Source organism: Streptosporangium sp. NPDC023615 (genome assembly GCF_040640155.1).
GTDB lineage: Bacteria > Actinomycetota > Actinomycetes > Streptosporangiales > Streptosporangiaceae > Streptosporangium.
The window spans coordinates 1-21680 of sequence record NZ_JBFABE010000047.1; the positions used below are offsets into that span (position 1 = coordinate 1).

19 protein-coding genes and 3 pseudogenes are annotated in these 21680 nt (G+C 72.2%); 14 read left to right on the forward strand and 8 right to left on the reverse strand.

Annotation, left to right across the window (positions count from 1 at the left end):
- Nucleotides 1-224: 224 nt before the first annotated feature.
- Nucleotides 225-761 (forward strand): N-acetyltransferase, encoded by a 537-nt coding sequence (locus tag AB0G16_RS26940; RefSeq protein WP_362810578.1) that lies wholly within the window; start codon nucleotides 225-227, stop codon nucleotides 759-761.
- 62 nt (nucleotides 762-823) lie between these two features.
- On the opposite strand, the gene AB0G16_RS26945 is transcribed toward AB0G16_RS26940, so the two are convergent.
- Nucleotides 824-1456, reverse strand: coding sequence for a TetR/AcrR family transcriptional regulator (locus AB0G16_RS26945; protein WP_362810581.1), 633 nt, complete (start codon nucleotides 1454-1456; stop codon nucleotides 824-826).
- 96 nt (nucleotides 1457-1552) lie between these two features.
- Between AB0G16_RS26945 and AB0G16_RS26950 the strand changes: the two genes are divergently transcribed.
- Together AB0G16_RS26950 and AB0G16_RS26955 are read left to right on the forward strand one after the other, a co-directional pair.
- The gene (locus AB0G16_RS26950; protein WP_362810584.1) at nucleotides 1553-1960 is read left to right on the forward strand and encodes a RidA family protein; all 408 of its coding nucleotides are present in this window, start codon (nucleotides 1553-1555) and stop codon (nucleotides 1958-1960) included.
- 191 nt (nucleotides 1961-2151) lie between these two features.
- A complete protein-coding gene (locus AB0G16_RS26955; protein WP_362810587.1) occupies nucleotides 2152-2652 on the forward strand; it encodes a GyrI-like domain-containing protein in 501 nt (166 codons plus the stop codon).
- Nucleotides 2653-2724: 72 nt separating this feature from the next.
- Here the strand turns inward: AB0G16_RS26955 and AB0G16_RS26960 are convergent, their stop codons facing one another.
- Complete coding sequence (locus tag AB0G16_RS26960) at nucleotides 2725-3840, reverse strand: serine hydrolase domain-containing protein (protein WP_362810590.1); 1116 nt, start codon at nucleotides 3838-3840, stop codon at nucleotides 2725-2727.
- Between the two features lie 73 nt (nucleotides 3841-3913).
- Nucleotides 3914-4585 carry a DUF4097 family beta strand repeat-containing protein gene (locus AB0G16_RS26965; protein ID WP_362810593.1) on the reverse strand — a complete coding sequence of 224 codons (672 nt, stop codon included), beginning with the start codon at nucleotides 4583-4585 and terminating at the stop codon, nucleotides 3914-3916.
- Nucleotides 4586-4807: 222 nt separating this feature from the next.
- On the opposite strand from AB0G16_RS26965, the pseudogene AB0G16_RS26970 reads away from it, so the two are divergent.
- The 3 pseudogenes from AB0G16_RS26970 to AB0G16_RS26980 all read left to right on the forward strand — a co-directional run.
- Nucleotides 4808-4885 (forward strand): annotated as a pseudogene (locus AB0G16_RS26970) (MarR family transcriptional regulator); the annotation flags it as partial.
- Nucleotides 4886-5005, forward strand: a pseudogene (locus tag AB0G16_RS26975) (MarR family transcriptional regulator); the annotation flags it as partial.
- Between the two features lie 168 nt (nucleotides 5006-5173).
- Nucleotides 5174-5542 (forward strand): annotated as a pseudogene (locus AB0G16_RS26980) (MarR family transcriptional regulator); the annotation flags it as partial.
- 584 nt (nucleotides 5543-6126) lie between these two features.
- On the opposite strand, the gene AB0G16_RS26985 reads toward AB0G16_RS26980, so the two are convergent.
- Entirely contained in the window at nucleotides 6127-6600 is a 474-nt protein-coding gene (locus AB0G16_RS26985) for a MarR family transcriptional regulator (protein WP_362810596.1), read from the reverse strand.
- An 83-nt stretch (nucleotides 6601-6683) separates the two neighbouring features.
- On the opposite strand from AB0G16_RS26985, the gene AB0G16_RS26990 reads away from it, so the two are divergent.
- From AB0G16_RS26990 to AB0G16_RS27000, 3 genes are all read left to right on the forward strand, one after another.
- Nucleotides 6684-7304, forward strand: a complete 621-nt coding sequence (locus tag AB0G16_RS26990; RefSeq protein WP_362810599.1) for a class III extradiol ring-cleavage dioxygenase — start codon at nucleotides 6684-6686, stop codon at nucleotides 7302-7304.
- An 80-nt stretch (nucleotides 7305-7384) separates the two neighbouring features.
- Nucleotides 7385-8320, forward strand: a complete 936-nt coding sequence (locus tag AB0G16_RS26995; protein WP_362810602.1) for an NADP-dependent oxidoreductase — start codon at nucleotides 7385-7387, stop codon at nucleotides 8318-8320.
- A gap of 83 nt (nucleotides 8321-8403) precedes the next feature.
- Nucleotides 8404-8700, forward strand: coding sequence for a LysE family transporter (locus AB0G16_RS27000; RefSeq protein WP_362810735.1), 297 nt, complete (start codon nucleotides 8404-8406; stop codon nucleotides 8698-8700).
- A gap of 129 nt (nucleotides 8701-8829) precedes the next feature.
- On the opposite strand, the gene AB0G16_RS27005 is transcribed toward AB0G16_RS27000, so the two are convergent.
- The 3 genes from AB0G16_RS27005 to AB0G16_RS27015 all read right to left on the reverse strand — a co-directional run bounded on the left by AB0G16_RS27005 (nucleotide 8830) and on the right by AB0G16_RS27015 (nucleotide 11348).
- Nucleotides 8830-9999 (reverse strand): MFS transporter, encoded by a 1170-nt coding sequence (locus tag AB0G16_RS27005; RefSeq protein WP_362810605.1) that lies wholly within the window; start codon nucleotides 9997-9999, stop codon nucleotides 8830-8832.
- Nucleotides 10000-10080: 81 nt separating this feature from the next.
- The gene (locus AB0G16_RS27010) at nucleotides 10081-10854 is read right to left on the reverse strand and encodes an SDR family oxidoreductase (protein WP_362810608.1); all 774 of its coding nucleotides are present in this window, start codon (nucleotides 10852-10854) and stop codon (nucleotides 10081-10083) included.
- A 14-nt stretch (nucleotides 10855-10868) separates the two neighbouring features.
- Entirely contained in the window at nucleotides 10869-11348 is a 480-nt protein-coding gene (locus AB0G16_RS27015; RefSeq protein WP_362810611.1) for a MarR family transcriptional regulator, read from the reverse strand.
- Nucleotides 11349-11462: 114 nt separating this feature from the next.
- Here AB0G16_RS27015 and AB0G16_RS27020 point away from each other — a divergent pair, with 114 nt between their 5' ends.
- The 5 genes from AB0G16_RS27020 (at nucleotide 11463) to AB0G16_RS27040 (ending at nucleotide 20820) form a co-directional block, all read left to right on the forward strand.
- Entirely contained in the window at nucleotides 11463-14867 is a 3405-nt protein-coding gene (locus tag AB0G16_RS27020) for an efflux RND transporter permease subunit (RefSeq protein ID WP_362810614.1), read from the forward strand.
- Between the two features lie 287 nt (nucleotides 14868-15154).
- Nucleotides 15155-16585: an adenylosuccinate lyase gene (gene purB, locus AB0G16_RS27025; RefSeq protein ID WP_362810617.1), complete on the forward strand. Its 1431-nt coding sequence runs from the start codon at nucleotides 15155-15157 to the stop codon at nucleotides 16583-16585.
- 5 nt (nucleotides 16586-16590) lie between these two features.
- On the forward strand, nucleotides 16591-17382 hold the full coding sequence (locus AB0G16_RS27030) for a GNAT family N-acetyltransferase (RefSeq protein WP_362810620.1): 792 nt from the start codon (nucleotides 16591-16593) through the stop codon (nucleotides 17380-17382).
- 122 nt (nucleotides 17383-17504) lie between these two features.
- On the forward strand, nucleotides 17505-18542 hold the full coding sequence (locus tag AB0G16_RS27035; protein ID WP_362810623.1) for a DUF4037 domain-containing protein: 1038 nt from the start codon (nucleotides 17505-17507) through the stop codon (nucleotides 18540-18542).
- A 265-nt stretch (nucleotides 18543-18807) separates the two neighbouring features.
- Nucleotides 18808-20820, forward strand: a complete 2013-nt coding sequence (locus AB0G16_RS27040) for an ABC transporter ATP-binding protein (protein WP_362810626.1) — start codon at nucleotides 18808-18810, stop codon at nucleotides 20818-20820.
- Nucleotides 20821-20854: 34 nt separating this feature from the next.
- Here AB0G16_RS27040 and AB0G16_RS27045 read toward each other — a convergent pair whose 3' ends face one another.
- A complete protein-coding gene (locus AB0G16_RS27045; protein WP_362810738.1) occupies nucleotides 20855-21358 on the reverse strand; it encodes a DUF1801 domain-containing protein in 504 nt (167 codons plus the stop codon).
- Nucleotides 21359-21680: the final 322 nt, after the last annotated feature.

Consider the following 21680-nt stretch of genomic DNA (forward strand, 5'->3'; position numbering starts at 1 on the left):
GACCTGCCGCAGGACCGCCGCCACCGGCGCCTGGCGGACCATCGGGTCGTTCGGACCGGTTCATCGGCGGGCCACGGTCGATACGGGTGCGCGTCCGGGAGCGGGCACGGTATTTTCCGTCCAGCCCCTCCTCGGTCTTCTCCGCCTCCGCACCGGCGGTTCTGCCCTGCCTGTCCACCGACACGGAAACCTCTCCACCGACACGGAAACGGACCCGCGCTGTCATGACCACCACCCCGGGCGCCGCCCCGAGCGCGGCCTGGATCACCCGCGCCGAGACCGGCGCCGACCTCGCCGCGATCCGCGCGGTCAACCTGGCCGCCTTTCCCACCTCCGAGGAGGCCGACCTGGTCGAGGCCCTGCGGGCCGACCCGTCGGCCTGGCTTGCCGGCCTGTCCTGGCTCGCCCTGGCCCCCGACGGGAGCGTCACGGGATTCGCGCTGCTCACCCGATGCCATGTCGGCGACGCCCCGGCTCTCACGCTGGGTCCGTGCGCGGTCCTGCCGGACCGGCAGGGGCGGGGCGCCGGATCGGCGGCCGTCCGCGCGGCCCTGCACGCCGCCCGCGAGCAGGGCGAGAGCCTCGTGCTCGTCCTCGGCCACGCCGCCTACTACCCCCGCTTCGGATTCGTCCCGGCCTCCCGTCACGGCATCCGGGCGCCGTTCGACGTCTCCGACGAGCACATGATGGCGCTCGTCCTCGATCCCGCGCGCCCCGTCCCCTCCGGTGTCATCCGCTACCCGGCCGCGTTCGGGGTCTGACGCGCTCCCCGGTCCGCGGGCCGGAGCACCGCGGGCGAACCCGGTGGCGCGCGAGCGGTCCGTCAGGTGCCGCGGCCGTCGTCCGGGTACGGCCGGCGCCAGCCGAGCTCGACCGACCGGCGGCACCTGACGGGTTCGTCCCCGGCGCCGACGAACAGCCCGGTCAGCAGGGGGACGGCCTGGGCGAGCATGTGCCGGGGCAGCGGGCCGGTGGCGACGAGGGAGGCCAGCCCGTGGCCGATGATCCAGCTCTGTGTCGCCAGCTCCAGCGGGTCGACGTCGTCGCGGAAGCGGCCGGCGCTCCTGGCGCGTTCGGCGGCCCGGACCAGGTGGCGCAGGCTCTCGTCGGAGGCCCCGGGGTCTTCGAGGTCGAAGGTCGCGTCGAACATGACCCGGTACAGGTCGGGGTTGTCCAGGGCGTTGGACAGGTAGGCCGAGCCCAGGCAGGCCAGCTCCCGTACCGGGTCCTCGGGCGTCGTGACCGTGGCGAGCCTGGCGGCCAGGCGGGCGAAGCCTTCCTGGCGCACCGCCTTCCACAACCCGTCCATGCCCCCGAAGTAGGTGTAGACGGCCATCGTCGACACGCCCGTCCCGGCCACCAGCGAGCGCAGGGTGACCGGCTCGCGGGCCCGCAGCATCTGCGCGGCGCGATCGATGAGCAGCGAGCGGGCCGCGGGGTTCTTCGTTCTCGCCATGACACCACGATACATAACAGCGCTATGGTTTCTTATGCATAGCGCTGTTATGGTTTGGGGACGCACACCAGGTTTCCCGGAGACGAAGGAGCGGTCATGGCCGTCACGCTGATCAACCCCGATGGACTGCCCAAGCCCGAGGTGTACCGGCAGATGTCGGTCGCCACCGGATCGAGGCTGGTGTTCCTGGCCGGCCAGGTCGCCCGCGACGCCGACGGCAACAGGGTCGGGGAGGGGGATCTCGCCGCCCAGGTCGAGCAGGCCTACCTCAACATCGGCACCGCCCTGGCCGCGATCGGCGCCTCCTTCGACGACGTGGCGAAGCTGACCGTCTACGTCGTCGACTGGAGTCCCGACAAGCTGCCCCTGCTGGGGGAGGGGGTCGCCCGGGCGGCGGCGAGGCTGGGCGTCGACCCGGTCAAGCCGATCACGCTGCTGGGGGTCGCCGCGCTGGGCGAGCCCGACCTGCTGGTCGAGGTCGAGGCCACCGCGGTCGTCGACTGAGGCCGGGCCCCCCGCCCGGCCGTCTCGGGCTCACGGCGCCCGCCGTGACCGGGACAGGCCGCACGGCAGGCGGCGATGCGACCGGGGATCGACCGGTATCGACCAGGCATCGACCAGGCACCGTCGCGTGAGGCATAGTGATGCCCGCTCGTGAGCATCACCGGAACGGCCGAGGTCGCATGGAGGTACGGGTGGAGATCGTCGAGGGGCCCTCGGTCAGCGTCAGACCGGATCTGCACTGCGCCGGCATCCGGGTGGTCACCCCCTTCCGCGGCATGTTCGCCGTCCGGGACCGGCTCATGGAGGAGCTGTACGACCGGCTCGGCGAGCGAGGCGTCGGTCACGGTCACACCTTCTTCCGCCTGCACGTGGTCGACATGGCGGGTCCGATGGACGTCGAGGTCGGTGTCGTCACCGACGAGCCGGTCGAGGGCGACGGCCGGATCACCCCCGGCGTGTTGCCGGCGGGCCGGTACGCGACGCTGACCTACGTCAACCACGGCCGCCGGGCGAACCGCGCCCTGATCGAGTGGGTGCGGGAGCGGGACCTGAGGTTCGACTGCGTGGAGGATCCTGCCGGTGACCGTTTCGGCTGCCGGTACGAGACCTACCTCACCGATCCCCGGTCCGAGCGGAGGAAGACGCTCTGGCGCGTCGAGCTCGCCGTCCGGCTGAGCGTCGAGCCCGCCTAGGGGGACGTCTCACCCGGGGAGTCCTCCTCGGCGGCGGACGCGAGCGAGCAGGACGGCGGGGCGGTCCGGCGGCTACGCCGGCTCGGCAGGCCCGCCGTCGAACACCTCGTCGAGGAGCCTTCGCGTCGCCTTCTGGAACGCCTCGCCCAGGGTTGTCTCGACGTCGTCCACGTAGTTCAGCGTGGCGGTCAGGATCCGGGCACCGCCGGGTGTGCCGTACATCAGCGCCGCGTGGCCCGCCATGCCCCCGTTGTGGGAGATGACGGTGCCGGTCCTGGTGGTCAGCACGAACACGCCCAGGCCGTAGCCCATGTCCGGGATGCCGGTCGGGCGCGGGGTGCACATCTCGGCCAGCAGCGGGGCCGGCAGGAGCGTGCCGTCCAGCAGCGCGGAGAGGAACGTGCGCAGGTCCCGGGTGGTGGAGATCATGTCGCCGCCGCTGGAGATCCAGGAGGGGTTCTGGCGGGTGACGTCGACCGTCTTGTGCTCCCCGGCCTCCTGGTAGCGGTAGTAGGCGTGGGCGTGCGGCTCGGGGATCTCCGGCTCGGTGGCCGGCACCACGGTGCCCGACAGCCCGAGCGGATCCAGGATCAGCCGCCGCATCTCCTCGGCCACCGAACGGCCGGTGATCTTCTCGATCAGCAGTCTGGCCAGCACGTAGTTGGTGTTGGAGTAGCTCCAGCCCGCCCCCGGCTCGAACCGCGCCGGCTTGGAGCACGCCAGCTCCACCAGCTCCTGCGGCCGGTAGGTCCTGAACCGGTTGTCCACCCACTCCCGGCCCGCGGTCGTGGCGGTGATCCCCGGCGCGTACGTCCCGTCGTCGTAGTACTCGCCGGTGAAGTTGAACACCCCGCTGGTGTGCTGCAGCAGCATCCGCACCGTGATCCGCTCGTCCAGCCCGAACTCGGGCAGGTGGCGTGCCACCGGGGTGTCCAGCTCGATCGTGCCCTCGGCGACCAGTTGCAGCATCAGGGTCGCGGTGAAGGTCTTGGTGTTGCTGCCGATCCGGACGTGCCCGTCGATCGGCGGCTTCGCGGTCCCGCCCAGCTCGGCGGTCCCGGCGCTGCCGGTCCACTCGCCGCGCTCGTCGTGCACGCGCAGGGTCATCCCGGTGAAACCGGACTCGACGATCTCCTCGATGGCCTTCCGCAGCCGCGGGCGGTCCTGGTCGGCGGGGGTGAGGGACATGGTGGTGCGCTCCTTGGGGTCGGGGTGGGACTCACCCGGACGGGCGGGGCCGCCGGGCGTGGGGGTGCTCGTCCTACAGGCTGCGGGCGGTGATGTCGCCGTGGGCGGTGGTCGCGTGGATGGTCAGGGCGGCGTCGGCGCCGTCGGTGTTCGTGAGCGTGTTGCGGATCCGGCCGTAGGTGGTGCCGGCGTCGAGGACGGCGGAGACCCCGCGGGCGGCGCCGACGTGGATCTCACCGGACTCGGTGCGCAGCGTGACCGTGCCGCCCACGGCCTCGCTGACGCGCAGGTCGCCCTTCTGGGTGCTGATCCGCGCCGGGCCGCCCAGGCGGCCGATCGAGAGGTCGCCGGCCTGCAGGGTGAGGCGGGCCCCCGCGGTCTCGTCGAGCTCGACCGAGCCCTGCGCGCTCTCGAAGACGACGTCGCCGAGCCGTCCGACGCCCCGCAGGTCGGCGCCGGCCGCCTTCGCCTCGACGTGGGAGCCGGCGGGCAACTGGACCGTGACCTCGACGGATCCGGGAGCGCCGAGGATCTGGCTCTTCGCCTCCGGGGCCTTGATCCGCAGGATGCCGTCGTCGTAGGTGACCTCGGTCCGCTCGGCGGCCTTCACGTCGCGGCCCTTCGAGGCGTTGGCGGGCAGGACCTCGACCGCGGTGTCGGCCCGGTCGGCGGCGATGAACCGGATACGGCCGGCGGGGATGTCCAGGACGGCGGTCACGGGGGTGGGGGTGGCGAACTTCCGCATGGTGGCTTCCTTCGGCTCGTTGTTTCTGATGATGGAAACACTACGTTGCATTTCTAGATTCGGCAACCAGTTCGTTGCTCTTGAAATCTATTTACCCAGGTAAATCCTGTGAACATGTTGCAATGGTTTTAAATCTAATGCAATGATCGTCATTTTGCTCGTTGCAACGAGTTGAAAGTGAACGCTATGCTGCAGACACCACCGACCATGAGGGGGACCGCGATGCCGGGAGGCAGACTCACCCAGCACGACCGCCAGCGGATCGCGCTGGGACTGGCCGACGGCCTGGCCTACGCGGAGATCGCCAGAGGTCTCGGCCGCCCGACCTCGACGATCACACGTGAGGTGCTGCGCAACGGCGGCCCCACGGCCTATCGCGCCGACCTGGCCCACCGCGCCACCGAACACCGCACCCACCGCCGCAGGCGCGCCGCGCCCCGGAACCCCGACGCGACCGGGCAGGCCCACGGACGCGACACCGAGGCCGTGCGCGAGTACGAGGAGGTGTTCGCCACCGTCTTCATGCAGTCGGGCCTGCCCAAGATGACGGCCCGGGTGCTGGCCGGCCTCTACACCACCGACACCGGCAGCCTCACCGCCTCCGAGCTCGCCGGGCGCCTCCAGGTCAGCCTGGCGTCCGTCTCCAAGGCGATCACGTTCCTCGAGGGCCAGGGCCTCATCCGCCGGGAACGCGACGAACGCCGCCGCGAGCGCTACGTCGTCGACGACGACGTCCTGTACCAGTCGACGATGGCCAGCGCCCGCGCCACCGCCCACCTCGGCCGGATCGCCCGGCAGGGCGTCGACATCCTCGGCCCCGGCACCCCGGCCGCCGCCCGCCTTGAGAACATCGCCCGCTTCGTCGAGTTCGTCTCCGAGAGCATCGCCCGCGCCGCGGACCAGGCCCGCGAGATCCTCCACGCCAGACCCGGCGCGACCTCGGACGACGTCACCTGAGCCGCCTCCGGACGACAAGATCGCCGCGAGCCGAGGTGTCCGCCGGGCGCGACAGCCCGTCCCCCGAAGGCGACGGCCGATCTCCCCGGACGCCTCCACGTCCGCCGATCGTGCTTCGAGGCGTCGACGGAGGCGACAGCGATCCGTGCTCGCCCGTGCTCACCCGTGCTCGCCCGTCCGCTCCTGTCGCGACGCCCTACGGTGGCCACCGCGATGGGTGCGGCGCAGATGGTGGCTTTCGCCGGTGTGATGAGGCTCGGCGCGATGTCTCCCGGACCCGACTTCGCCGTGGTCAGGTCGTCGGAGCCGGCTACCTGATGTATCGGCCTTCGGGGAGGATCGGACCGGATTTCGGCGGTAGAAGATTTGAGGCAGGAGCGGGCCGGCGCCTCGCAGAAACGGTCGTTTGCGAGAGAAGCCGTGGTTGCTCTCTGACGGTGTCCGGCGTGCCGTCGTCCCGGTCCGGGTGGAGCGCGGTTTCGCCACGGCGTACAGCTACACCGTCGACAAGGTCCACACCTTCCCCACGTACCACATCACCGGTGTGGCAGGACTGACCGGAAGGCCCCGGCTGAGGACGGCGCTCAGCCTCCTTCGGTTTCCCGGCGCACGGTAGCGGCGATGCGGGTGAGTGCGGCCCCGAGGTGGCGGCGCTGCGCGGCGCTGAGCGGATCGAACACGAGCCGCTTCACCTGCGCGACATGTTCCGGTGCGCTCTCGACGAGTTTCTGCCGGCCGGCGTCGGCCAGGGTGGCGAGCGTGTACCGACCGTCGCTGGGGTCGGGTCGGCGGGCGACCCAGCCGCGGGCTTCGAAGCGATCCATCACCTTCGACAGGCGCGGCTGGGTGCTGTCGCAGACCCGGGCAAGGTCGCTGAGCCGCATCGTGGCTTCGTCGGCCATGGACAGCCGGGCCAGAACCCCGTACTCGAAGTTGGAGATGCCCGCGTCTCGCTGCAGCTGGCGGTCGAGGGCCGCCGGGAGGGCAATGACGACCGTGAGGAGCGCCTGCCACAGGTCCTGCTGGCTGTCGTCGAGCCAGGGCGACTGAGTGTCCATGAGACCCATCTTACTTGCCCGGACAACTCACATCACTTGCCTGGGCAACCCTTAATGAGGTACTTTTTCACTTGCCTCGGCAAGTGAAAATACTTGTCGAGGCAAGTGAAGGAGCTGATTTCGATCACCACCACGAGCAGCCTGGCCACCCCGAACGGCCCGTCTTCCCCCTTCCCTACGCGACCCCGGACGCCACCGACCTGGCTCGGCGACTCACCGGCCTGCTGGGCCGCACGCCCGTGCACGAGTTCGCCGACCGCGGCCTCGACCACGGCGCCTTCATCCCGCTCATGGCCATGTACCCCGCGGCCGACGTCCCGGTCGTGCAGCTGTCGATGCCCAGCCTCGACCCCAGCGCTCTGCTCGAGCTCGGGGCACGCCTGCGGCCGCTGCGTGAAGAGGGCATCCTCGTTCTCGGCTCGGGCTTCATGACGCACAGCTTCGCCGTCTTCCGCCGGCCGGAGCTCGCCGCCGACACCACGGCCTTCGACGAATGGGCTGTTGACGCCCTCGCCCGGGGCGACGCCGACGCCCTCACCGACTACCGCAACAAGGCACCCGGCGCCGCGGTCGCCCATCCGACGGCCGACCACTTCGTCCCGCTGCTGCTCACCGTCGGCGCCGCCGATGACCCCGGCAGCGCCGTGAGCGCCATCGACCGCATGGTGATGGGCAACTCCACCCGGTCGGTGCAGCTGACCTGAGCGCCTCGGCGTGCTTCACCTTCCCGTCTGGTCGCCTCATCCGTTGGCGACGACATCAATACACCCTGGAGGAAAGTGTCATGAAGGCAATGCGTTTCCACGAGTTCGGCAGCAGCGAGGTCCTGCGCTTCGAGGACGTCGACCGTCCGGTCCCCGGCACCGGGCAGGTGCTGGTGCGGGTGGCGGCCACGTCGTTCAACCCGGTCGACGACCACATCCGCGCCGGTGTCCTGGCCGAGATGATCCCGATCACTCTCCCTTACGTGCCGGGGATCGACCTGGCGGGCACCGTCGCCGAACTCGGCGCGGACGTGATCGGCCTGGAGGTCGGCGACCGGGTCGTGGCGATGCTGCCCCTCGACTCCGCCGGCGGCGCCGCCGAGTACGTGCTCGCCCCGGCCGAGTCCCTGGCCCCGGCGCCCCGGACGACCGACCTGGTCGACGCCGCGGCGCTGCCGCTGACCGGCCTGGCGGCCTGGCAGACGGCGTTCGAGCTCGCCGAGCTGAAGCCCGGTCAGACCGTCCTGGTCAATGGGGCGGGGGGCGCGGTCGGCAGCCTCGTGGTGCAGCTCGCCGTCGACGCGGGAGCGCACGTGACCGCAGTGGACGCGCCGCAGCACGCCGACCGCCTTCGGGGCTACGGCGCGGACCGCGTCGTGGGCCCCCTCGCCCCCGCCGCAGGCCCGGCCGCCGTGGGCGGTCCGTTCCAGGTCGTGGTGAACCATGTGCGCGTCTCCCCGGAGGAGCTCGCGCAGCTGACGAACTACGTCGCCGACGGCGGGGTCGCCGTCAGCACAGCCGGTCCGATTCCCGAGGACCCCGCCCGGGGAGTGCGCAGCGCGAGCCTGTGGGTCCGCAGCGACGGAGCCCAGCTGACCGAGCTGGTCGCCAAGGTGGATGCCGGCAAGCTCCGGCTCCACGTCGCCGCCCACCGCCCGGTGACCGAGCTGGCCGCCGTGCATGAGGAAGCCGGCACCGGGGGGCTACCCGGCAAGACGGTCGTGCTCGCACCCTGATCACACCCGACCGGGCCGGACGTGCGGCTCTGCGCGGGGGCGGCGACCCGCGGCCGGACCTGCCCGGTTCGGCGGGGCGCGGCCTGGCGGCGGCGTTCACCGAGGGGCTGTTGACGAACATGCTCAACCCCAAGGCGGCGCTGTTCCTCATCGCGCTGGTGCCCCGGTTCGTCGCCGGCGAGCCCGCCCTGGGCGACGCGCTGGCGCTGTCGCTGATCGCGGTGGCGGGGGCCGTGCTGTGGTTCCTCCCGGTGGCCGACGTCGGGGGAGCGCTGCGCCGGCTGTTGGCCAGGACGGCCGTGCTCAAGGCCGTGGGCGGGCTCACCGGGACCGCGCTGATCGCCCTTGGCGTCAATCTGGCCGTCGCGGGCCGCTCGTAGCGAGGCGGGCGTTTCGCCCGTTCCCGTACGCCCCGAGGCCAAATTATTGATCTACATTGTAAAGGCGTTAGCTAAGTTCAAGATCATTTACAATGGACTGAAGACTCATCGCCCAAAAGCAGGGGCCGGTCAGGAGGTGGCCGGGGAGCGCAGGGCGCCCGCCGCCGCGGCCATGAACAGGGCGAGCACGGCCGGGATGGCGAGGGCGGCGGGCAGGCCGACGAGCTCGGCCGCTCCGCCGATGATGGCGGGTCCCGCCAGGAGCCCGGCGTAGCCGACGGTGGCGACCTGGGCGATGGCCTGGCCGGCGTTGACGGGGTCGTGGTTGCCGGCGGCGGAGAAGACCTGGGGGACGATGGGGGCCAGGCCGAGGCCGAACAGGGCGAAGCCTGCGAAGGCGATGGGGATCTGCGCGCCGAGGAGTGCGCCGGTGAGGCCGAGGGCGGCGATGAGGCCGGAGTAGCGGACCAGGCGGGTGGGCCCGAAGCGCTGGGCGAGGTGGTCTCCGGCGAAGCGGCCGATGGTCATGGTGGTGGAGAAGACGGCGAAGGCGGCGGCGGCGACGGGTTCGGAGGCGTTGAGGTTCTGGAAGAGGTAGACGGCCGTCCAGTCGTTGGCGGCGCCTTCGCCGACGAGTCCGGCGAAGGAGACGATTCCCATGAGGATGATCCATCGGGTCCATGGGGCGCGGCGGGGGGCGGGGTCGCCGTCGGCGGGGCCGGTCGTGGGGGTGGGGGGCAGGAGGTGGCGGCGGACGTAGAGGGTGGTGAGGGCGAGGGGGAGGCCGACGGCGGTGAGGGTGGCGGCGGCGTCGAGGTCGAGCCAGGCGAACAGGCCGCCGGTGGCGGCGCCGGCGAGGACGCCGATGCTGAACATGCCGTGGAAGGAGGACATCAGGGGGCGGCCGTAGGCGCGTTCGACCTCGACGCCGTGGGCGTTCATGGAGACGTCGAGGCCGGCGCTGATGAGGCCGAACAGGAAGAGGGTGGCGATGAGGGCGGGCAGGTGGGGGGCGTAGCCGGGAGGGATGATGACGAGGGCGGTGGCGAGGGCGGCGGGGGGCAGGAGGCGGGCGCTGCCGAGGTGGTCGCTGAGGCGTCCGGCGAAGTGCATGCCGATGACGAGGCCGAGGGCGGCGGCGAGGAGGGCGTAGCTGATCTGGCCGTCGGTGAGGTCGAGGGTGTGTTTGACGTCGGGGATGCGGGCGGCCCAGGCTCCGGAGACGGCGCCCAGGAGGATGAAGAAGTAGCAGACGGCGAGGCGGGCGTTGGTGTGCCGGCGGGTGGGGGTGGTGGTCACGGTGGTCCCGGCTGTGTGGGTGTGCGCCGTCGGGGGGTGTCGGGTGCGCGTCTGGTGTGGGGTGGGGGTGGTGTGCGGGGGTCAGTGGACGGAGAGGCCTCCGTCGACGCAGATGGCCTGGCCGGTGATGTAGTCGGCGGCGTCGCCGGCGAGGAGGACGGCGATGCCGGCGAAGTCGGCGGGGACGCCGTTGCGGCCGATCATGGTGCGGGCGGCGAGGGCTTCGACGCGGCCGGGGACGGCTTGGGCGGGTTCGGTGAGGGGGGTCAGGACGAAGCCGGGGATGATGGTGTTGGCGCGGACGCCGTGGGGGGACCAGGCTTCGGCCTGGGAGCGGGTGAGGCCGGCGATGGCGGCTTTGGAGACGCCGTAGGCGCCGCTGTTGCCGAAGGCCTTGTGGGATTGCTGGGAGCCGATGTTGATGATGCGTCCCCAGCCGCGTTGGGCCATGCGGGGGCCGAAGTGCTGGCCCAGGAGGTAGGGGGCGGTGAGGTTGAGGGCGATGGTCTGTTCGTAGTCGTGGGGGGTGAGGTCGTTCATGTGGGGGCGGATGTTGTTGGCGGCGTTGTTGACGAGGATGTCGATGTCGCCGTAGAAGGTGGGGGCCTGTTCGCAGACGCGGGTGAGGTCGTGGGGGTGGGCGAGGTCGGCGGTGATGGAGGCGGCTTGGACGCCGTGGTGGTGGAGTTCGGTGAGGGTGTCGGTGAGGGGGCCGGGGCGGCGGGCGGTGATGACGATGTGGGCGCCGGCGCGGCCGAGGGCGTGGGCGATGGCGTGTCCGATGCCGGAGCTGCCGCCGGTGACGAGGGCGGTGCGTCCGGTCAGGGTGAAGGGGTCGGTGGAGGGTGTGCTCACAGCGACGGAACCTATCATCCCATGTTTGGGTGGGGGGTGGTCTCGTGCAGGGCCAGGGCGGCGTTCTGGAGTTTGTCCATGACGGTGGACAGGTCGCGCAGGGTGGGGGTGTCGAGGTGTCGCAGGACGCGGCGGAACTCGTTCAGGCCGGCGTCGGCGATCTGTTCGATGAGGGTGTGCCCGGCGGGGGTGAGTTCGATGCGGCGGATGCGGCGGTCGTGGGGGTCTTCGCGGCGGGCGACGAGGCCGTGGGCGACGAGGCGGTCGACGATGCCGGTGACGGTGCCGAGGCCGACGTCGAGGTGGTGGGCGAGTTCCTGGCCGGAGGCGGACCGGCGTAGCGACAGCAGCATGATGACGTTGAGCTGGCGCATGGTGAGGTTGGAGTCGAACAGGGGGGAGGAGGGGCGTTGTTGGGCGAACAGTCGTCCCAGGTCGCGTTGGATGGCGCCGATCTGGTGGATCAGTTGTTCGCGGTCGTCGTTCACGCTCACCTCTTCGTTCCTGAGAAGGTTATCAGGGTGGTTCGCTTCGTTAAATATTCGTATCAGGCGAAGTGTTAGTCTGGGGCAAATCTTGTCGTGACATCCCTTTAGGAGTCCGCCCCCATGACCTCCCTGGCCAGGTTGAGCCTTGCCAACCGCAGCCTCGTCATAATGATCGCGTTGGTGCTGAGCGCGTTCGGTGTCTTCGCGATCCCGTCGCTGAAACAGCAGCTGCTGCCGTCGCTGTCGTTTCCGGGGGCGTTCGTGATCGCTCCCTACAGCGGCGCCTCTCCCGAGATCGTCGAGGAGCAGGTGACCGAGCCGATCGAGAACAGCTTCCAGGGGCTGGAGGGCATGGCGGAGATGACCTCGACGTCCCGGGAGGGGATGTCGCAGGTTCAGGTGGCGTTCGAGTACGGCACCGACATCGACGCGGCGGTGTCGGACATGCAGCAGGCGCTGTCGCGCGTCGAGGCGCAGCTGCCCGAGGGGGTGGATCCGCAGGTCGTGACCGGCGGGACCGACGACATCCCGGTGATGCAGCTGGCGGTGGGCGACGGCGGCGACGAGCGGGTGATGGCCGAGCGGCTGGAGCGGTTGATGGTGCCGCAGCTGCAGGCCGTCGAGGGAGTGCGCGAGGTGTCGGTGACGGGTGTGCGCGAGGAGGTCGTGACGATCACCCCGGACCCGAAGCGGCTGGCGATCGTGGGGTTGCCGCCGACGGCGGTGGCCGACGCGTTGCGCGCCAACGGCCAGCCGGTCCCGGCGGGCGGCCTGACCGAGGACAAGGTGTCGCTGACGGTTCAGGTGGGTGAGCGGGTCACGACGCTGGAGGAGCTGAAGAAGCTCTACCTGACGCCCGCGCCGGCGCCTCAGCAGCCTCAGCAGGGCGGCCAGGGGGCTCAGCAGGGACCGCAGCAGGCGCCCGGCGGCGGGGGAGCCGCCCAGGCCCAGCAGGCCCAGCAGGCGCAGGCCGCTCAGGCGGCGCGGCGGCAGGCGCCGCCGCCGCTTCCCAGGCCGGTGCGGGTGCAGGACGTGGCGACGGTGGAGCGCGAGCTGGCCAAGAGCACGTCGCTGACGCGCACCAACGGGCAGCCGAGCCTGGGGGTGTCGGTGACGATGTCACCGGACGGCAACGCGGTGGCGATCTCGCACGAGGTGCGCGAGAAGCTGCCGGAGCTGGTGCGGGCGATCGGTGACTCCTCGGAGGTGACGATCGTCTTCGACCAGGCGCCGTACGTGGAGCGCTCGATCGAGGACCTGACGACGGAGGGGCTGCTGGGGCTGGCGTTCGCGGTGCTGGTCATCCTGGTGTTCCTGCTGTCGGTGCGCTCGACGCTGGTGACGGCCGCCTCGATCCCGCTGTCGGTGGTGATCGCGCTGATCGCGTTGTGGGTGGGGGAATACTCGCTGAACCTGCTGACGCTGGGCGCGCTGACGATCGCGGTGGGCCGGGTGGTCGACGACTCGATCGTGGTGCTGGAGAACATCAAGCGTCACCTGGAGTACGGCGAGGCCAAGCGCAAGGCGGTGCTGGCGGGGGTGCGCGAGGTCAGCGGCGCGGTGACGGCCTCGACGCTGACGACGGTGGCGGTGTTCCTGCCGATCGCGGTGGTGGGTGGCATGGTGGGGCAGTTGTTCGCGCCGTTCGCGATCACGGTGACGGTGGCGCTGCTGGCGTCGCTGCTGGTGTCGCTGACGGTGGTGCCGGTGCTGGCGTACTGGTTTTTGAGGGCTCCGGTGCTGTCGGCCGAGCAGGCGCGCGCGGCGCGGGAGAAGGCCGAGGCCAAGGAGCTGCGCAGCCCGCTGCAGCGGGCCTACCTGCCGGTGCTGAGGTTCGCCACCCGGCGGCGCCTGGTGACGCTCCTGGTGGGTGCGGTGGTGTTCGCCGTGACGATGGGCCTGGCGGGGAGGCTGGAGACCAACTTCATCGACTCCTCGGGGCAGGACACGGTCTCGCTCAGCCAGAGGATGCCCGCGGGTACGGACCTGGCGACGACGGACGCGGCGGCCAAGAAGGTCGAGGAGGTTCTGGCCTCGCTCAAGGGGGTGCGGGACTACCAGGTGAACGTGGGGGGCGGCGGCGGGTTCCTGGGCGGGCTCGGCGGTGGTGCCGGGGACCGGGCGTCGTACTCGGTGGCGATCGAGGAGGAGACCGACGCCGCGGCGTTGCAGGACACGATGCGCGCGCGGCTGAAGGAGCTGAGCGGGGTCGGGGAGATCACGGTGGGCGGTGGTCAGGGCGGGCCGGCGGGCGGCGCGACCGACCAGCTTCAGGTGATCGTGCAGGCGCCGGACGTGGCGACGCTGCGCACGGCGGCCGAGTCGGTGCGCACGACGATGGCGGGCATGGAGGGGCTGCGTGACGTCACCTCGAACCTGGAGGCCGGCGCCGAGCGGGTCGAGGTGCGGGTGGACCGTCGCAAGGCCGCGGCGCGGGGCCTGACCGAGGTGCAGATCGGCCAGCTGGTGGCCCAGCGTTTCCGCGGGGCGCCGATGGGCGACATGACGCTGGACGGCCGTACCGGCGCGGTGGTGCTGAGCGGTGGGGAGGCGCCCGAGACGGTCAAGGAGGTGGGGGCGCTGCGGTTGCCGACGGCGACGGGCATGGTGAGGCTGTCGCAGGTGGCCGACGTGGCCAAGGCGCAGGGCCCGGCGCAGATCACCCGTATCGACGGGGAGCGCAGCGCGACGGTGTCGGGTACGGCGACCGGCAGCGACTTGGGTGCCACGACGACGGCGCTGACGCAGAAGCTGGACGCGCTGGCGTTGCCGGCGGGGGCGACGTTCACGATCGGCGGCGTCAGCGCCGACCAGGCGGAGGCGTTCGGGCAGCTGGGGCTGGCGATGCTGGCGGCGATCGCGATCGTCTTCATGATCATGGTGGCGACGTTCCGGAGTTTCGTGCAGCCGGTGATCCTGCTGGTGTCGGTGCCGTTCGCGGCGACCGGCGCGATCGGGCTGCTGCTGGCCACGGGTACCCCGATGGGTGTGCCGGCGTTGATCGGCATGCTGATGCTGATCGGCATCGTGGTGACGAACGCGATCGTGCTGATCGACCTGATCAACCAGTACCGGGAGCAGGGGATGGGCATCGTGGAGGCGGTGATCGAGGGCGGCAGGCGCCGGCTGCGGCCGATCCTGATGACCGCGGTCGCGACGATCTTCGCGTTGATCCCGATGGCGCTGGGGCTGACCGGTTCGGGAGGGTTCATCTCCCAGCCGCTGGCGATCGTGGTGATCGGCGGGCTGCTGTCGTCGACGCTGCTGACGCTGGTGCTGGTGCCGACGCTGTACGTGATGGTGGAGCGGCTCAAGGAACGGCTGCGCCGCAGGCCCAAGGACGCCGCCCCGAACGCCGCGGACGACGCCGGGAACGGCGGGAACGGCGGGAACGGTGGCGCGGGCGGTGCCGAGCAGGACGCCCCCGCCGAAGGGCAGCACCGGGCCGAGCCGAAGGTCTACGACAGGAACGACCTGGCACCGGCGCCCTCCTCGGCGCCCTCACCGGCCTCGCCGGCGCCGTGACCGGTCCCGGCCGAATCCCCGGCCGGTGCCCGGACGGGTCCTGAGCGGGTTCCCCGAGGGCTTTGGTCGAACGAGAGCCGCGGGGGCGCGCACCGCCCGCCCCCGCGGCTCTCGCCCTTCTCCGCCCTCGTCCGCCCTTCCCGGCCCGCCCCGGCCGGATCCCCGCCCTCCCTTTCCCGTCGCCGTCGACTCCCGGCTCCCGGTGCCCGGCCCCGGTGGGGACGGCCGGTCTCATCGGGCCGCCCCTGCGCGGGGCGGGTGCGAAGGCCCGAATATACTGACGCAACGTGACTGCCAAGCCGCGTATCCCCAATGTCCTCGCCTCCCGTTACGCCTCCGCGGAGCTGACCCGCCTGTGGTCGGCGGAGTACAAGGTGGTGGCCGAACGGCGCCTGTGGCTGGCGGTGCTGGCCGCGCAGGCCCGCCTGGGGGTGGCGGTGCCCGAGCAGGCGATCGCCGACTACGAGAAGGTCGTCGACCGGGTGGACCTGGAGTCGATCGCCGCGCGCGAGCGCGTCACCCGCCACGACGTCAAGGCCCGCATCGAGGAGTTCAACGCCCTGGCCGGGCACGAGCACGTCCACAAGGGCATGACCTCGCGTGACCTGACCGAGAACGTCGAGCAGCTGCAGATCCGCGACAGCCTGCTGCTGGTCCGCGACCGGTGCGTCGCGCTGCTGGAGCGCCTGGCGCGCCTGGCGGCCGAGCACTCGCGGCTGGTGGTCGCCGGCAGGTCGCACAACGTGGCCGCCCAGGCCACGACGCTGGGCAAGCGGTTCGCCTCGGCCGCCGACGAGCTGCTGGCGGGTTTCGCCCGCCTGGAGGAGCTGATCGACCGCTACCCGCTGCGCGGGATCAAGGGGCCGGTCGGCACGGCGCAGGACATGCTGGACCTGCTGGGCGGCGACGAGGGCGCCCTGGTACGGCTGGAGGACGAGGTCGCCTCCCATCTGGGCTTCGCCCGCCGACTGACCAGCGTCGGGCAGGTCTACCCGCGTTCGCTGGACTACGAGGTGCTCAGCGCCTTGGTGCAGCTGTCGGCCGCGCCGTCGTCGCTGGCCAAGACCATCCGCCTGATGGCCGGCCACGAGCTGGTCACCGAGGGCTTCGCCCCCGGGCAGGTGGGCTCCTCGGCCATGCCGCACAAGATGAACACCCGCTCCTGCGAGCGCGTCAACGGCCTGGCGGTGGTGGTGCGCGGGTATGCGTCCATGGCCGGGGAGCTGGCGGGCGACCAGTGGAACGAGGGCGACGTCTCGTGCTCGGTCGTGCGCCGGGTGGCGCTGCCGGACGCGTTCTTCGCCTTCGACGGGCTGGTGGAGACGATGCTGACGGTGCTGGAGGAGTTCGGTGCCTTCCCCGCGGTGGTGGAGGCCGAGCTGGAGCGCTACCTGCCCTTCCTGGCGACGACGAAGATGCTCATGGCCGCCGTCCGGGCCGGCATGGGCCGTGAGAGCGCCCACGAGCTCATCAAGGAGCACGCCGTGGCCTCGGCGCTGGCGATGCGCGAGCGGGGCGCGGGCAACGAGCTGCTGGCGCGCCTGGCCGCCGACGAGCGCTTCCCGCTGGACGAGGCCGGGCTGCGGGCGCTGCTGGCCGACCGGGTGTCGTTCACCGGCGCCGCGGCCTCCCAGGTGGATGCGGTCGTGGCCCGGGTACGGGAGATCACCGGCCGCCACCCGGAGGCGGCCGCCTACCGTCCCGGGGCGATCCTCTGAACGCCGTGCCGGCGAACGCCGTGCCGGTCGAGCTGGGGGACGTGGCGGCTGTCGCGGCGGCCTGCGACGACGACGCGCTGCTGCTGTGGGCCGCCCAGGGCATGGGCCCGAGGGTTCGGGCGTGGACGCTGGGGGAGGCGGTCGCGGTCGCCTGCCCCGACCTGAACCGCCGCGACCGGCTCGCCGTGCGCGGCCCGGCCGCGCAGGCCGGGGCGCTGGTGGAGTACGCGCTGCAGCGCCTGGCCCCCTCCTACCGGGTGGTCGGCTCACGCGACCTGGTCGAGGAGGTGGTGGCCGCCTCGCCGCGCCTGCGGGTGGTGGGGACGTTCGAGTGGATGGACACCGACCGGCTCCCGCCCGCGCCCCGCCACGATCGCTTCGTGGCGGGGGAGGGGGTGGGCTGGCTGCCGGCCACGTGCGAGCAGGAGGTCGGCGCGCTGCTCGCCGTCGCCGCCCCCTCCTCCTGGGCGGTGCCGGGTCTTGCGGGGGTACGCCGCTGGGCCGGGCTGCGCCGCCCGGACGCCACCGCGACGGCGGGCGCCGGGCTGGTCGCGGTGGCGGCCGACGCGTGGTCGTGCCCGCAGATGGGCTTCGTCGCCGGGGTGGCCACCGCCGCGGCGTGGCGCGGCCGAGGTCACGGCGAGGCGGTGTGCCGGTTCGCGCTGACCGAGCTGGTGGCCGCGCACGGCCGGGCCGCGCTGATGGTCGACACCGACAACCACGCCGCGATCGCCCTGTACGAGCGCCTCGGGCTACGCCGGCGCCCACTGGCCGCGGCCGCCCCCGCCCAGGACTGACCGCCGCGCGCCCGCCCCCGCCTGCGCGCCCGTCCCCGGCCGGGCGGGGGCGGGCGCGCGGCCGGGACGGGCAGGTGGAAAACCTGGTGCGAGAGGGCGCCACGGCAGGCAGAGTGGGCGAAATGATGTCCAGTTTCATACCTGGCCTGGAGCTTTCCCGGACGTTCTACCGCCAGGCCGTGCGGCCGATCGTGACCGGGGTGGCGCACAGCGCCGCGCTGATCGGCGCCGGGTCGGAGGTGCTGGCCTTCGACACCGAACGCTCCACCGATCACGACTGGGGACCGCGCGTGGTGCTGTTCGTGGCACCGGGGCGGGCCGGGCAGGTGCGGCAGACCCTGGAAGAGGGCCTGCCGGAGGTCTTCTGCGGCTACCGCACCGGGCTGGGGGAGCCACGGGGTCACCGGGTGCAGGTGAGCGAGGCGGCCACCTGGTTCACCGAACGGCTCGGCTTCGACCCCCTGGGCGGGGTGGGCGTGCTGGACTGGCTGTCGACTCCCTGGCAGCGGCTGGCCGAGGTCACCGGCGGTGAGGTCTTCCACGACGGCCTGGGGGTGCTGGAGCCGGTCCGGGCGGCGTTGCGCTGGTACCCGCCCGACGTGGAACGCTACGTCCTGGCCGGCCAGTGGCGGCGCCTGGCCCGCCAGGAGGCCTTTCCCGGCCGGTGCGGCGAGGTGGGGGACGAGCTGGGCTCGGCGCTGGTCACCGCGGAGCTGGCCCGCGACCTGATGTGCCTGCTGCTGTTGACGCGGCGCCGCTACCCGCCGTACGCCAAATGGCTGGGCAGTGCCTTCGCCCGCATGTCCGGCACCGCCGAGGCGGCCGAGGAGCTGGCGGCGGCGGTGTCGGTGGGGGTGGGAGCCGGCGGGTGGCGCGAGCGCCACCGCAGGCTGGGGCCGGTGTACCGGCGCGCGGCGGCGTTGCACAACCGCACGGGCCGGGCCGCGGTCCTGGACGAGGGCCTGCGCGAGCACCACCGGCGGCCGTTCCCGCTCCTTGAGGCCGGGCGTTTCGCCGAGGCCCTGCGGCGGGCCATCACCGACGACCGGGTGCGGGCGCTGCCGCCGGTGGGGTCGATCGACCAGTTCGCCCACAGCAGCGATCTGCTGACCGATCCGCGGCGCTGCCGGGCGGCCACCCGCGCCGTCCTGGACCTGTGAGACCGATGACGGCCGAGACCGACGACGGCACCCGAGACACCGGCGGCGACCGGAGGACGGCCCGCCACCCTTGACCTCAGCTTAACTTGAGCTCTTAGGGTCGTGCCAGTCGCATCGACGGCCCCCCGTCCCTCCTCCGGCCGGGGGAGACCCGCGGGCGTCCACCGACGACCCCGAACGGCCACCGACGGCGATCCCTGGACGCGGCCCCGCCCCGACGAGGACACATGACGACAAAGACCATAGAGAACATGGTGATGTGGCGATGAGCATGGAAATGACCGCCTGGCACTCGCTGTACAACGCGATGCACGCCCGGAACGACCGGCCGTTCTCGATGGCCACCCTGCGGCGCATCGCCGCCTTCGCCCGCCCCCACCGCACCCTGCTGGTGTGGTTCCTGCTGCTGAGCGTGGTGTCGTCGGCGCTGGCGGTGGCCACCCCCCTCCTGGCCGGGCAGGTCGTCAACGCCATCGTCGGCGGCGCCGCGCCCACCCTGGTGGCGGGCCTGGCCGCGTGGATCGCGGTGATCGCACTGGCCGAGGCCGCCCTGGGCCTGACCACCCGCTGGCTGTCGGCGAGCATCGGCGAGGGACTCATCCTGCGCCTGCGCGGCACCGTCTTCGACCACGTACAGCGCATGCCCATCGCCTTCTTCACCCGCACCCGCACCGGGGCACTGGTCAGCCGCCTCAACAACGACGTCATCGGCGCCCAGCGGGCCTTCAGCGACACCCTGTCGGGAGTGGCGGGCAACCTCGTCACCCTCACCCTGACCCTGGTGGTCATGTTCGGCATCTCCTGGCAGCTCACCGCCCTGGCCCTGGTGCTGCTGCCGGTGTTCGTCCTGCCGGCGCGCCGGGTCGGCAGCCGGCTGGCCCGGATGGAACGCCAGGCCGCCGACCACAACGCCGCGATGAGCACCCAGATGACCGAACGCTTCTCCGCCCCCGGCGCCACCCTGGTCAAACTGTTCGGCCGCCCCGCCCAGGAGTCGGCCGAGTTCTTCGAACGCGCCCGGCGGGTCCGCGACATCGGGGTGCGCACCGCCATGGTGCAGTCGGTGTTCGTCACCGCCCTGACCGGCGTCTCGGCCCTGGCCCTGGCCCTGGTGTACGGCCTGGGCGGCGTCTTCGCGCTGAACGGCACCCTGGAGCCCGGCGCGGTGGTGGCGATGGCACTGCTGCTGACCCGCCTGTACGCGCCGCTGACGGCCCTGGCCGGCGCCCGCGTGGAGGTGATGAGCGCCCTGGTCAGCTTCGAGCGCGTCTTCGAGATCCTCGACCTCAAGCCCCTGATCGTCGACCGGCCGGACGCGCGCGCGGTGCCCGAGGGAGGCGTCACGCTGGAGTTCGACCGGGTCGGCTTCGCCTACCCCTCGGCGGAGAAGGTGTCGCTGGCCTCCCTGGAGGACGTCGCCACCCTCGACTCCCGGGGCGGCGCACAGGTGCTGCACGAGGTGTCCTTCCGCGCCGAGGCCGGGCAGATGGTCGCCCTGGTGGGATCCTCCGGAGCCGGCAAGTCGACGATCGCGCAGCTCTCGGCACGCCTGTACGACGCCGACAGCGGCAGCGTACGGCTGGCCGGGGTGGACGTGCGCGAGCTGTCGGCCACCTCGATCCAGCAGACCCTGGGCATGGTCACCCAGGACGGGCACCTCTTCCACGACTCCATCCGCGCCAACCTGCTGCTGGCCCGCCCGGAGGCCCGCACCGAGGAACTGTGGGAGGTCCTGCGCCGGGCCCGGCTGGCCGACCTCGTCGAGGCGCTGCCCGACGGCCTGGACACCGTCGTCGGCGAGCGCGGCTACCGCCTGTCGGGCGGCGAGCGCCAGCGCCTGACCATCGCCCGGCTGCTGCTGGGCAGACCGCGACTGGTGGTGCTGGACGAGGCGACCGCGCACCTGGACTCCACCTCCGAGGCGGCGGTCCAGGAGGCGCTGGCCGAGGCGCTGGCCGGACGGACCGCGCTGGTCATCGCCCACCGGCTGTCCACCGTCCGCGCCGCCGACCTGATCCTGGTCGTCGAGGACGGGCGGATCGTCGAGCGCGGCACGCACGCCACCCTGCTGGCCGCCGAGGGCCGCTACGCGCAGCTGTACCGCACCCAGTTCGACCGCGACGGCCGAGGTGGCCACGGCGGCCCCGACGGCCCCGCCAACGGCCCCGCCAACGGCCCCGACGACCGTGGCGGCGCGGTGCGGGTCGCGGTCGCGGGAGCGGGTTCCCCGAGCGCCGGTGACGAGAGGCTCACCGGTGAGACCATGGCTCCCCTCTGAGGTCCGGGCACCCGGCGCCGCAACGACCAGAAGATCACCCGGGTCCGTCGGGACCTCGGCGCACGGCCTTCTCGACGAGTTCCCTCAGTGTCGCCTCACCGGCCTCGCTCAACCGCGTCAGGGCGTAGGCCGTCGGCCACATGCCGCCGTCCTCGTCGAGATTCGCCTGCACGGTGAACCCGAACGACGAGTAGCGCTCCTTGTCCACCTGTCCGCTGCGGAAGAAGCACACCACCTTCCCGGCCTTGGCGTAGGCAGGTTGCCCGTACCACAGCTTCGGTGCCAGCTCCGGCGCGGCGGTCGTGACAACGGCGTGCACACGCTCGGCCAGCGCGCGGTCCTGTGGGTCCATCTCGGCGATTTTCGCGAGCACGTCCCGCTCGTCGGCCGCGGCCTTGTCCGTGCCCCGGCCGCGGCGGGCATCCTTCCTCAGCTCCGCCGCGCGCTCCTTGACGGCGGCACGCTCCTCCTGGGAGAAACCCTCCCCGGAGGACGCACCCTGCCTGCCGCCCCGGCCGGCCTTCGCTTCGGCGCTCATTTCGTGCTGCTCCCTCTGTCGGTCGTCGTGGTCGTCTTCCCGCTCTCGCATTCCCGTTCCCCGCATTCCCGTTCTCGGACAGGGCGAGTCGCCAGCTCCCACGCGGGTCGGGATCCGCCGGCTCGCCGTCGCCGACGGCGGTGGGGGAGCGGGGATGTTCACGCTGGTAGTAAGGCTAGGTGCGGTCCTGGGGGCCGTGCTTCTCGATTCCTGACCGGTTCGTCCCCTGCCCGGCCGTACAGGTGGGCCGGAGCCCGGAGCAGGGCTCGGAAGCGGGGCCGGGAGCGGGCACCGCACTGGAGGCCGTTCTCCCTCGGCCCAA

Bases quoted from the DNA above. Each gene is read 5' to 3' on its own strand.
- AB0G16_RS26940 (WP_362810578.1), top strand. From the start codon at position 225: ATGACCACCACCCCGGGCGCCGCCCCGAGCGCGGCCTGGATCACCCGC.
- AB0G16_RS26945 (WP_362810581.1), bottom strand. From the start codon at position 1,456: ATGGCGAGAACGAAGAACCCCGCGGCCCGCTCGCTGCTCATCGATCGC.
- AB0G16_RS26950 (WP_362810584.1), top strand. From the start codon at position 1,553: ATGGCCGTCACGCTGATCAACCCCGATGGACTGCCCAAGCCCGAGGTG.
- AB0G16_RS26960 (WP_362810590.1), bottom strand. From the start codon at position 3,840: ATGTCCCTCACCCCCGCCGACCAGGACCGCCCGCGGCTGCGGAAGGCC.
- AB0G16_RS26965 (WP_362810593.1), bottom strand. From the start codon at position 4,585: ATGCGGAAGTTCGCCACCCCCACCCCCGTGACCGCCGTCCTGGACATC.
- AB0G16_RS26985 (WP_362810596.1), bottom strand. From the start codon at position 6,600: ATGGACACTCAGTCGCCCTGGCTCGACGACAGCCAGCAGGACCTGTGG.
- AB0G16_RS26995 (WP_362810602.1), top strand. From the start codon at position 7,385: ATGAAGGCAATGCGTTTCCACGAGTTCGGCAGCAGCGAGGTCCTGCGC.
- AB0G16_RS27020 (WP_362810614.1), top strand. From the start codon at position 11,463: ATGACCTCCCTGGCCAGGTTGAGCCTTGCCAACCGCAGCCTCGTCATA.
- AB0G16_RS27035 (WP_362810623.1), top strand. From the start codon at position 17,505: ATGATGTCCAGTTTCATACCTGGCCTGGAGCTTTCCCGGACGTTCTAC.
- AB0G16_RS27040 (WP_362810626.1), top strand. From the start codon at position 18,808: ATGAGCATGGAAATGACCGCCTGGCACTCGCTGTACAACGCGATGCAC.
- AB0G16_RS27045 (WP_362810738.1), bottom strand. From the start codon at position 21,358: ATGAGCGCCGAAGCGAAGGCCGGCCGGGGCGGCAGGCAGGGTGCGTCC.